This is a genomic window from Micromonospora sp. BQ11 (genome assembly GCF_052068135.1).
Taxonomy (GTDB): domain Bacteria; phylum Actinomycetota; class Actinomycetes; order Mycobacteriales; family Micromonosporaceae; genus Micromonospora.
Genome location: NZ_JBQHDB010000024.1, coordinates 1 through 10,562, shown reverse-complemented (window position 1 = coordinate 10,562; position 10,562 = coordinate 1). Strand labels below are relative to the sequence as shown.

The window sequence follows — 10,562 nt, the reverse complement described above, 5'->3', positions numbered from 1 at the left end:
CGGCTACCGGACCCACGTCATCGACGGGTTGATCCTGAGCCCCATGGCGATCACCGCGGAGGACCTGGCGGCGCAGCAGCTGGACATCCCGACCGTCCTGCTCGGCGAGCGTATCCACGACGCCGGCGTGCTCCACGTCGCCATCGACAACGTCGCCGCCGCGCGGGCGGCCACGGTCCACCTCGTCGCCAGCGGCCGGCGACGGATCGCGGCGGTGGGCGCCGAGGTGATCACCAACAACATGGGGCCGGCCCTGCGGCGCCTGCACGGGTACCGCGCTGCACTCGCCGAGTACGGACTCCAGCCGGACCCGGAGCTGGTGCTGACGACCAGGGACTGGTCACGCGCGTCCGGGTACGCGGCCGTCGACGCGCTGCTGAGCAGCGGCACCGACGTCGACGCGATGTTCTGCTTCAACGACGTGCTGGCGCTCGGCGCGATCCGCGCCATCACCGATCACGGCCTCAGCGTGCCCGGCGACATCGCCGTGGTCGGCTGCGACGACGTCGAGGAGGCGGCCTACGCCACGCCGTCGCTCACCTCGATCGCCCCAGACAAGGCGGCGATCGCCCGCACGGCGGTGGATCGACTGCTGGCCCAGGTCGCTGGCGAACCTGTCACGCCCGAGGAGATCGCCTGCGGGTTCGAGCTCGTCGTCCGCGAGAGCACGACCTCGCCGTCCGGCCGTCGCCGCACCTGACGGCCAGCGCCGTTCGGGCAGACGCCACGGCAACCCCGGCAGCGGATCGTGATGCTGTTCGCGCGACGTGCCGAGCTGTCGGTCGGGGAGGTGGCCGAGCGCGCGGGCATCGGTCAGGCCACCGCGTCGCAGCAGCAGACCCTGCTGCGCCGTGGCCGGGTGGTGACCTCCCGGCGCGAGCAAGGCCGGGTACTGGCGGGCCGACCGCGACGGCGCGGTCGCGGCGCTTGCCGTTTTGCAGTCGTGTCTGAAGACCTGCTGCCAACCGTGCCCTCGGCACCGAGCCGGCGCAGCTCCCACCCGCCACAGGCGCCCCACCTGTTCGCCCACCTGCCGATGACGGCCGTCGGTCCAGTTGAAGCTGTGTGTGGCAGCCCCTTCGACCCTGCCAGGGAAATCTGGACGCGTTCTGCTCGGTGAGGTCGCCGCCGGTCCCATGACGTCACGGTGGGACCGTGGTCGCGCCTCAGCCGCCCAGGCGGCCTGGCGCGAGGGCGCTGTCGTGATCGGTGAGGTGTTTGGTGATGCGGAGCAGGACGTGACCGGGTTGCTCGTCGAGAAAGGCGGCGGTGTCGGCGAGTGCGGCGATCAGGGGCAGTCCACGGCCGCCGACGGTCAGCGGATCAGGCAGCTCAGCGGTAAGTCTGGCGCGTTCGGGGGTGGTGCCGCGGTTGCCGACTTCGATCATGCAGTCGTGCTCGTTGATGGCAATGGTCACGTCGACGGTGCTGTCGCCTTCGGCGTGCATCACCGCGTTGGCGCATGCTTCGGAGATCAGCACGGCGAGGTGACCCCGGGGCTCGTCATCGACGTCGGTGAGGCTGAGAAGTGTGGTCAGTACGTGACGGGCGCGGGTCACCGAGGACGGTTGTTGTGGCAGTGACAGCGTCATCGTCACCCGCATTCCCGCAGCCCTCCTCGGCTCCCAGGTGACTGCTTCGGTCTCCCGCCTTGCGCCGACTGCGTGTGCCGTACCCGACGATCGCTCAGCCCAAACGGTCCCGGTGCCGCCTCGGCGTGTGCTCGTCTGCGGTGGTTGCGCCGCTGAGCGCATAGGGTGAGGTGCGAATCGTCCGCGCTGGGAGGCTGTTGTGGATCTGCTGTTGTCGGCTCGTCCAGGGCGGGGTTGCACCGTGGTCGAGGTGCGCGGTGAGCTCGACATGGCCACCGCCCCGCAGCTGCGCGACAACCTGCAGCGGCTGATCGACGCGGGTGACCGGCAGGTGGTGGTGGATCTGGCCGGGGTGGGGTTCATGGACTCCAGCGCGCTGGGCACGCTGGTCGTGATGTTCAAGGCGCTGCGCGATGTCGACGGCCGGCTGTGCCTGGCCGCGGTGCAGCCCGGGGTGCGCCGCCTTCTGAGCATCACGTCGGTGGATCGGGTGATCGACATCTATGAAGACGTACGGGGAGCCGAAGCCGATATGTTGTCCTCCGACGGGGTGACCGGCGGATAGTGGTCAGTCGGTCAGCGTCGCGCTGGCACGTGCCGCGTCCGCGCCCGCGCTGGTACGCCGGTCCTGTTGGTGCCCGCCGTACCAGTCGAGGATCAGTAGGGTCGCGTCGTCGGCGAGGGTCGGGCCGGCCACCTGGAGCACGGTGTCGGCCAGCGTCCGGACGGCCTCGCGTGGGTGCAGGTCGCCGATCGACCGCAACACGGTAGGCAGGTCCAGGCCGGCGGCGTTGCGTTCCAGCATGCCGTCGGTGACCACGACGAGGCGGTCGCCGGGCTGCAGCGTGATTTCCTCGTAGCGGTACTCGGCCTCGGTGAACATGCCCAGGGGAAAGTTGCCCGGCAGCCGCAGCGGCTGGGTGTCTCCGTCGCGTATCAGCAGCGGCGGGACGTGCCCGGCGTTGAGCAGCGCACACACTCCGGTGCGCAGGTCGAGGCGACCGAGGACCGCGGTGATGTAGCTGCCGCGCACGGTGGCGTGTTCGGCCACGGCGGCGTTCGCCGCGTCGGCCTGCTCGACCAGGCCGGCGCCGCGGCGGCGGGTGTTGCGCAGGCTGCCCACCCCGAGGGTGGCAGTCAGCGCGCTGGCCACCCCGTGGCCCATCGCGTCGGTGACGCTGAAGTGCAGCACGTCGCGGCCGAGGCTGTAGTCGAAGGTGTCCCCGCCGATGCTGGCAGCCGGTTCCAGCCACGCGGACAGGGTGAACGCGCTGGCCTCACAGGTGAACGAGCCCGGCAGCAGGCGGCGCTGGATCTCCGCGGACAGGGTGAACGCAGTCGTGCGTTGCCCCCACTCGAACAGGTCGGTGTGCCGCCGGTTGGCGATCACCACGAACGCCAACGCGTGCGCCGTGCGCGCGATCTCCCCCAGAGCCTGCGTAGTCGGCTCTTCGGGCAGCACCATCTCCAGCAGGCCGATGACCTCACCGCGATCGGTCACCGGCGCCAACACCATCCACCCATCGGACCGCGTGATGACCTGCACCGTCTGCGTGCGCAGCGCCTGCTCGGCGGGGCCACCGTCGAACGGCAGCACCGTGGCGACCTCGTCACCGTCACGGCGGGCCCCGTCCGCGCCTCCGGACGGCACGTGGGTCAGCCGAACCAACGCCCTACCGCTGAGGTCCGCGATCAGGAACGAGACAGCCGACGCGCCGAGCGCCACACCCACCTCGCGGGTGACGGCCTCGACCGCCTCCACCGGCGAGGCATCCTCCGCCGCGTCCAACAAACCGGCCAGAATCCGATCTTGGCTGCTCTGCACGCTCAGAGTCTACGAGCGTCTACCGGCTAACGCCGGAGTGTGAACGCTCTCATGGGAGGTTTGGACATGCCAACCAGCATCGACACCCGTCCCCGCCTGTCTGTGCTGGTTCGCCATCTGGTGCGTGACTGGCGTTCAGTCCAGAACGGCCTCGCCCGTGATGATGTCAGCGGCGAGGCCTGTCAGGGGTAGGCCGCGCGCGTACGCGGCGGCCCGCAGTCGGGCCAGAGCGGGCCACGGCCGGGAAGCCGGCATGTGCACGAGGGGTGCGGGCCGCTGCTTGACCTTCACCGGGGTGGCCGCCGACACGGTGTCGGCGGCCCGGATGCGACGGAGTCAGGCGAGCGGCTTGCCGCCGGTGACGCCGAGCACCTCGCCGGTGATGTAGCTGGATTCCTGCGAGGCGAAGAAGACGTACGCCGGGGCCAGTTCGGCCGGCTGGCCGGCCCGGCCCAGCGGCACGTCGGCGCCGAACGACTCGACCTTCTCCTGCGGCATGGTGGCCGGGATCAGCGGGGTCCAGACCGGTCCCGGTGCCACGGCGTTGACCCGGATGCCCTGCTCCGCCAGACCCTGGGCCAGTCCCTTGGTGAAGGCGATGATGCCCGCCTTGGTGGTGGCGTAGTCCAACAGGTCGGGCGAGGGCTGGTACGCCTGGATGGAGGCGGTGTTGATGATCGTCGAGCCGGGCCTCATGTGCGGCACGGCTGCCTTGGACAACCAGAACATCGCGTACAGGTTGGTCTTGAGGACCCGGTCGAACTGCTCGGTGGTGATGTCGGTGATGCCGCCGGCCTGCGACATCTGGTAGGCGGCGTTGTTGATTAGGATGTCCAGGCCACCCAGCTCGCCCACCGCCCGTGAGACGATCTCGCCGCAGTGGGCCTCGTCGCGGATGTCGCCGGGCACGGTCACCGCCGTGCGGCCGGCCTTCTCGATGAGCTGCGCGGTGTCCCGGGCGTCGTCCTCCTCCTGCGGCAGGTACGAGATGAGCACGTCGGCGCCCTCCCGGGCGAACGCGATCGCCACCGCCCGCCCGATGCCGGAGTCACCGCCGGTGATGACCGCCCGTTTGCCGGTCAGCCGACCGGTGCCTCGATAGCTCTCCTCGCCGTGGTCGGGCTGGTCGGGCATCTCCTGTGTGGTGCCGGGGGCCGACTGCTGCCCACCGGTCTGCTCCTCGGGGGAACGGTACTGCTCCTTCGGATCCTGCTGCGCGTACTGGTTCTGGCTCACGGTGTCTCCTGCGTCTTCCGGGGGATGCGAACAGGTCGTCGCCAGCAGCGTTGTCCGGACCCCATGCCGGGCCTGGGCCCACCTGCTGACGTGGGTAGGCGATCCCGGCAGCCACCGCCGGTCGATCGGACTACGGCGGCGGGCTCGACGGGCGACGACGCGCCCGCGGCGGGGATGGATCCGTGTGCGTCCTGCTGGCCACGCCGGCCGCCGCTCGTGACGAAGCTCGGCAGCCGGCCCGGAGGCCGCGTCTTGACCCCACAGTGACCGCTACCCTCGACGGTCCCGCCTACACCTCCACCTCTTCGAGACCGATTGGCCGGCCCGTGCCGCGGGGCGCCGACACATCCCGCAACCCAAGCCGCGTCAGCGGTGACGACCGCCCCGGCGCGGTGGCTACTACGAACGGGACGCGACTTTCGGCTGCCCGGCTTGTCAGCGTTCGGAGGGTTTGCGGCCATAGACCGGGGGCAGTTGAGCATTCCGTACACCGGCCGCCTTGGCGACATTCGAATCGACCTGCTTCCGCAACGTGGCTGAGCTGTCGCTCGGGCGCGCCACGTCCCGACGGTACGAAGCAGCGACTGCCGGAACCGCCGCTCGCGGGACGGCAGGTCGGAGCTATGCCACCGACTCCTGGCGGCGCTCACGCGGGTGGGGAGGGCGCCTCCGGTGGCCGGCGGGCGGAGTGGCGTGCGTCGGCCAGGGCCACGGCGAGTAGGACCGCTGCGGCGGCGACGGCAGCCACCAGCGGGCCGGTGAACGCGAGCGGCACGGCGAGTGCGACAAGGGCGGCGATGGCGACGACGCGGCGGCGGGACAGCCGGTTGAACACGACCCGCTCTAGGCGGATACGGCCGTAGAGAAACAGCGCCGGGCCGCCTAGGACCACCGCCGACCAGACCGGATGGCCGGTCTCCAGCGGGTGTTCCTGCACGATCTCCTGGCCGATCGCCGTGGCGACGATGCCGAGCACCATGACGATGTGCGCGACGCCGGCGGTCCGGCCGAGCATCACCCGGTCCGGCACGGCATCGAGCGCGTCAGCCAGAAGCTCTCCGGAGCGGTGATAGTAGACCTGCCATAGCAGGATGGTGGACACGTACGCCGTGACCAGCCCGAGGGTTCTCGCGGTGGTGACCGGCTGGTTGGTGTAGGTGATGCCCACCGCCAGGACGGTCTCCCCGAGAGCGATGAGCAGCAACTGCCGGTACCGCTCCGGCAGGTGCCGGCCGCGCTCCACCGCCCACGCGCTGACGGAGGGCCGGGGCAACCCCCGCACGGGCCAGCCGAGCCGGGCCCCGAACAGGTCGACGGTGATGGCCGTCGCCCACAACGCCACCCTCTGTTCCTCCTTCACGAGCGCGCCGCCGACCCACAGGACGGCCGTGGCGGCGCACCAGATCACCGACCTGGTGTACAACGCCCGCACCGGGTCGCCGACCGGCAGCGTGGGGATGAGGAGCAGCGGCCGTCCCACCTGCAGGAGCACGTACGGCAACGCGAAGGCCATGCCCCGCCCGAAGAAAGCGTACGGCAGGGACGTGGCCATGATCAGCATGCCGAAGGCGCTGGCGAGCACCATCAGCTGAATCGTCCGCTGACCCGGGTCGAAGCGGCTGGTGATGTGCGAGGTCGTGGTCCACAGCCACAGCAACGGAAGCGCCAGCACCAGGGTGTAGAGCAGGGACGCCCACCGGGTGACGATGTCGTCGCTGGCCAGCGACGGCACGATCCGGCTGACCACCCCGTTGAGGGCGAACACCAGCACTAGGTCGAAGAACAACTCCAGGTAGTTGGCCTGACCCGCGCTTTCCCGACCACCCGGCACGCCACCGCCCCGAGGATGTCCCACTCCGCCCATATTGCCCGGAATGAGGCCTGGGTGGTGTCACCTCCGGCGCAAGGCCCTCGCCGGCCGGTGAAAGTCGGTGGGCTCTACTCCGCCGTGCTGCTCCGTGGCTGCTCGCACGCCGAAGAACTGACACGGACGCGCCGGGACGGGAACGGAAAACCGGGGACCACGGTGCAACCGCGGCCCGGCCGAGCTGACAACAGCAGATCCACAACAGCGTCCCAGCACGGATGGTCCGCCCCACCCTATGCACTTGCCACGCAACGACTCGGACAGGCCGACGCCGAGGCGGCAGCGCAGCTGTTTTGGCGGAGCATCCCCGGGGTACGGCAATTTACCGTGGTAGCGAGACCGGAAGGCCGAAGCGGCCCTGAGTGAGCCGGGGAGGAGCTGCGGAATGCGCGTGACCATGACGCTGTCACTGCCACGGCAACCCTCTTCGGTGACCCGCGCTCGCCACGTACTGACCACCCTTCTCAGCCTCACCGACGCCCCTGAGGAGCCTCGGGGTCACCTCGCCGTGTTGATTTCCGAGGCATGCGCCAACGCGGTGATGCATGCCGACGGCGACAGCACCGTCGATGTCACGATCGTCATCGACGACCACGACTGCCGGATCGATGTCGGCAACCGGGGCAGCACCCCCGACAGCGCGGGACTTACCACCGAGCTGCCCGATCCGTTGACTGTCGGCGGCAGAGGACTGCCCCTGATCGCCGCACTCGCCGACACCGCTGCTTTCATCGATGAGCATCCCGGCTACGTCCTGCTCCGCATCACCGCACGCCTCACCGCGATGCCAGCATCAGCTATCCCATGACCCCGCAGTCTCCACCAGCTTCCAGGTGCCGCCGCGACCCTGACACAAGGAGCCAAGGCGATGGCCGGATCCTCGCCGAGCAGTTCGAGGACATCGCACACTGCCGACCGCACCGGAGGTCAAACGAGCGCTGGTCATCCATCTCCCGCGTCGTGGCCCTCGAGTGGCGGTTGTTCCTCCCCCGACGTCGTGGCAGGCACAGATCGTCGGTAGGGCTGACCGACTCGATGCGGTCGCTCGCCAGGCCCGGTGCGGGATTCCTGCCAATGAGCGTCATCGGCCGAAGTGGTCGCTGGTGGTGGAGCGGGTTGATGAACTGCCGGGATGGGCTGCGCCCCGCCGCTGCTGGCCGCTGACGCCGGCCACGGCGAGTTCACGGCGCCCCGGACGAGCGCGGGATGGCTACATCGTGCAGGTCAGAGGCGATGCCCTCGCGTATGAGCTTGTTGCATACCGACCTTCGGTGCTGCGTTCTCGGACTCGAACCGTCCCGGGCCTTGGCGCGGGGCCCACGAACGGGGTGGTGGTAGGTCGTCGCGCAGCGTCGCGATCTGTCCCATGGCCGTCATATCCAGCACCCTCCGAGTGTTGGCCGTCGGACGGCAGACGACCAGCGCGGTGCTGTTCGGGAGGGTGGCGCGTACCTGGGAAAGGAAGTTGGGCAGTGTGGAGCAGGCGAAGGTGACGGCAGCCACGTCAACGACGACTTCGCTCGGCGCGATGGCGGACAGGCGCTCAGCGACGTCTGACAGCGCTAGGCCGGCCGCCAGGTCGATCTCACCGGCGAGGCGGACCAGGGTGGTGGGTGCGTCTGGGGCGGTCAGCACGGTGATGACGTAGTGATCGCCGGTTACCTGGGCCATAGCCTCACCTCGGCACAATTTCGACGATGCCGGGGGCTGGGGCAACGGCCCACAACGGACCACGCCCTAGACGCTACCGGGCGCCGACCCGTTGTGCGAGTGCTCATGCAGGCTGGTGGCGCGAGCTCGCCATGCGTTGCAGTCGATTCGCGGCTACTCTGTGACCAACCCCGATCTGCGGGTTCCGCTGCCCCAGCCCTTGGCGGCCACCTCACCTGGAAGGTGCCGCCGTGCCGCGACCACGATTCTTGATCTCCTGTCTACCGTGCCGGTGCACCGGCGAAAGTCGTGACGTCGGTGCGAGCAATGCATGACCGCGCCGCCGTCATCAAGAACCTCATCCTGCATCACCCCGGCGGCGGAGCTGGCGGAAACGATGGCTTGCTGCGGCGGGTGTGCGGTGCCGCCGCGCAGGAGCTGGCAGCGTCCGGCGCCGGAATCAGTGTGATGACCGAGGACGGAGTCCGTGGGGCGAGCGCCGCGTCCGACCCGGTCAGTGAACGCTTGGAGGAGCTGCAGTTCACCCTCGGTGAGGGACCCTGCATCGACGCCTTCGCCAGCCGCCGCCCGGTGTTGATTTCCGATCTCGGCGCTCTCGTGGCCAGGGCGGACGGTCGTTGGCCGTTCTACGCGCCCGCTGCCCACGAGGGCGGTCTTCGCGCGGTGTTCGCGATCCCGCTGCAGATCGGCGCTGCCCGCCTGGGCGTCCTGGATGTGTTCCGCGACCGTGTCGGTCCGCTGACCAACGCGGAACTCGCCGACGCCCTCACCTTCGCCGAGGCCACCGTGACCGCTCTGCTCGACCGGCAGGAACAGGCGGGTAGCAGTGGTTTCGCTGACATCGATGACGATGCCGCCGAGTACCGTGCGGAGTTGTTCCAGGCCCAGGGGATGGTCATGGTGCAGCTTGGGGTGACCCTCGGTGAGGCGATGGCGCGTATCCGGGCCTACGCGTACGCCGAGGATCGCCGTCTCAGCGAGGTGGCCCGGGATGTCGTCGCGCGCCGGCTGCGGTTCGACGGCGACGAGCTGTGAACCCCAGATTTCGATGACTGCGTGTATGAGGGGCCCACGAGCCGGGAGGCCAGCATGACCGCCGTTTCAGCCGAACGGATGGCGACGATCTTCGTCGAGGTCGCCGACACCCTGGTGGACGACTTCGACCTGATCGAATTTCTGCACATGCTGACCGATCGGGCGGCCGACCTGGTCGGCGCGGCCGCTGTCGGGCTCCTCCTGTCCGATCAACACGGCCGGCTTGAGTTCATGGCCGGCTCGAATGAGAACGTCAAGCTGGTGGAGCTGTTCCAGCTGCAGAATCACGAAGGTCCGTGCCTGGAGGCCGTCCAGACCGCCGTGCCCGTCATCAACGTCAACCTGAGCGAGGCCGGTGGCCGGTGGCCCCGGTTCGCGCCGCGTGCCACCGCCGCCGGGTTCCAGTCGGTGCACGCGTTCCCGCTGCGGCTGCGCACCCAGGTGATCGGAGCGTTGAACGTCTTCGGTGGCACGAAGGGTGGTGACTTCGAGGACAGCGACGTGCCGGTGATGCAGGCCCTCGCGGATGTCGCCGCGATCGGGCTGCTGCAGGAACGCGCCATTCGACGCGGTGAGCTCCTGACCGAGCAACTGCAGGGCGCGCTGAACAGCCGCATCGTCATCGAGCAGGCCAAGGGCGCGGTCGCCCAAGCTGCAGGTATCGGCGTCGACGAGGCGTTCGCCGTCATCCGCAGTTACGCCCGCCGCCACAACCGGAAACTGACCGAGGTGGCCCACACCTTTGTCACCGATCCGACCACGCTGGCCCACATCCTCTACGCCTGAAGGCACGCCTCGCATGGCCGTCCCATCCGATCGTGAGTCTCGCCGCTCCACCTCCCTCTCGCAAGCGTCACCAAGGGACCAGGCGGGCCGTCCGCAGAGCTGCTCAGGTAGGGGCCGAACAGGCCCGGTTGACCAGGACGAACACGATCGCCTGTAGGTCGACGCCGACTATCGTGGGCGCGGTGTTTGACCGCGTGACTGACGGGCATCTCTGTATCGGAGTCATCGACTCCGTTGTTGCGCCGGTGGCGTGGTGCCCTGTACCGCATAGATCGGCGAACCGCTGCCCAGACCTCGCAGCCTTTCCGTATGTCACCTGGTTCCTGATTATCCGCTGGCGAGCCCCTCGCCGGGTCAGGGTGATCACCGGACCGCCCCGGAAGGTGTGTGGTAATGAGCGTGGATCTGTCCGCCGGTGGTGGAAGTGCAACTCGTCTGGCGCCGAAGCCGCTGATCGAGGGCACTCAGCCGGCCGGCTCCCTGGTGATGTTGTGGGTATTCCTGGTGCTGCCGGTCGCGGCGCTGATCGCGGCGGTGCCGCTGGCCTGGG

General features: G+C 69.3%; 11 protein-coding genes. 6 read left to right on the top strand and 5 right to left on the bottom strand.

Features of this window, described 5'->3' with window-relative positions:
• The coding region (locus ACTMSW_RS30585) for a LacI family DNA-binding transcriptional regulator (RefSeq protein WP_441184269.1) at positions 1 to 700 on the top strand (700 nt) is incomplete at its 5' end.
• A 48-nt stretch (positions 701 to 748) separates the two neighbouring features.
• On the top strand, positions 749 to 1,120 hold the full coding sequence (locus ACTMSW_RS30580; RefSeq protein WP_441184268.1) for a hypothetical protein: 372 nt from the start codon (positions 749 to 751) through the stop codon (positions 1,118 to 1,120).
• Between the two features lie 46 nt (positions 1,121 to 1,166).
• Here ACTMSW_RS30580 and ACTMSW_RS30575 read toward each other — a convergent pair whose 3' ends face one another.
• Entirely contained in the window at positions 1,167 to 1,592 is a 426-nt protein-coding gene (locus ACTMSW_RS30575) for an ATP-binding protein (RefSeq protein WP_441184270.1), read from the bottom strand.
• Between the two features lie 241 nt (positions 1,593 to 1,833).
• Between ACTMSW_RS30575 and ACTMSW_RS30570 the strand changes: the two genes are divergently transcribed.
• On the top strand, positions 1,834 to 2,157 hold the full coding sequence (locus ACTMSW_RS30570) for an STAS domain-containing protein (RefSeq protein ID WP_441184267.1): 324 nt from the start codon (positions 1,834 to 1,836) through the stop codon (positions 2,155 to 2,157).
• A 3-nt stretch (positions 2,158 to 2,160) separates the two neighbouring features.
• On the opposite strand, the gene ACTMSW_RS30565 is transcribed toward ACTMSW_RS30570, so the two are convergent.
• From ACTMSW_RS30565 to ACTMSW_RS30555, 3 genes are all read right to left on the bottom strand, one after another.
• Positions 2,161 to 3,417 (bottom strand): PP2C family protein-serine/threonine phosphatase, encoded by a 1,257-nt coding sequence (locus tag ACTMSW_RS30565; protein ID WP_441184266.1) that lies wholly within the window; start codon positions 3,415 to 3,417, stop codon positions 2,161 to 2,163.
• A gap of 336 nt (positions 3,418 to 3,753) precedes the next feature.
• Positions 3,754 to 4,653, bottom strand: coding sequence for an SDR family oxidoreductase (locus ACTMSW_RS30560; protein WP_441184265.1), 900 nt, complete (start codon positions 4,651 to 4,653; stop codon positions 3,754 to 3,756).
• A 646-nt stretch (positions 4,654 to 5,299) separates the two neighbouring features.
• Positions 5,300 to 6,508 carry a low temperature requirement protein A gene (locus ACTMSW_RS30555; protein ID WP_441184264.1) on the bottom strand — a complete coding sequence of 403 codons (1,209 nt, stop codon included), beginning with the start codon at positions 6,506 to 6,508 and terminating at the stop codon, positions 5,300 to 5,302.
• Between the two features lie 397 nt (positions 6,509 to 6,905).
• On the opposite strand from ACTMSW_RS30555, the gene ACTMSW_RS30550 reads away from it, so the two are divergent.
• Positions 6,906 to 7,328, top strand: coding sequence for an ATP-binding protein (locus tag ACTMSW_RS30550; RefSeq protein ID WP_441184263.1), 423 nt, complete (start codon positions 6,906 to 6,908; stop codon positions 7,326 to 7,328).
• Positions 7,329 to 7,744: 416 nt separating this feature from the next.
• On the opposite strand, the gene ACTMSW_RS30545 is transcribed toward ACTMSW_RS30550, so the two are convergent.
• The gene (locus tag ACTMSW_RS30545; protein ID WP_441184262.1) at positions 7,745 to 8,191 is read right to left on the bottom strand and encodes an STAS domain-containing protein; all 447 of its coding nucleotides are present in this window, start codon (positions 8,189 to 8,191) and stop codon (positions 7,745 to 7,747) included.
• A gap of 306 nt (positions 8,192 to 8,497) precedes the next feature.
• Here ACTMSW_RS30545 and ACTMSW_RS30540 point away from each other — a divergent pair, with 306 nt between their 5' ends.
• Together ACTMSW_RS30540 and ACTMSW_RS30535 are read left to right on the top strand one after the other, a co-directional pair.
• Positions 8,498 to 9,226 carry a GAF and ANTAR domain-containing protein gene (locus ACTMSW_RS30540; protein WP_441184261.1) on the top strand — a complete coding sequence of 243 codons (729 nt, stop codon included), beginning with the start codon at positions 8,498 to 8,500 and terminating at the stop codon, positions 9,224 to 9,226.
• Positions 9,227 to 9,304: 78 nt separating this feature from the next.
• Entirely contained in the window at positions 9,305 to 10,012 is a 708-nt protein-coding gene (locus ACTMSW_RS30535; RefSeq protein WP_441184260.1) for an ANTAR domain-containing protein, read from the top strand.
• The last annotated feature ends 550 nt before the right edge of the window (positions 10,013 to 10,562 follow it).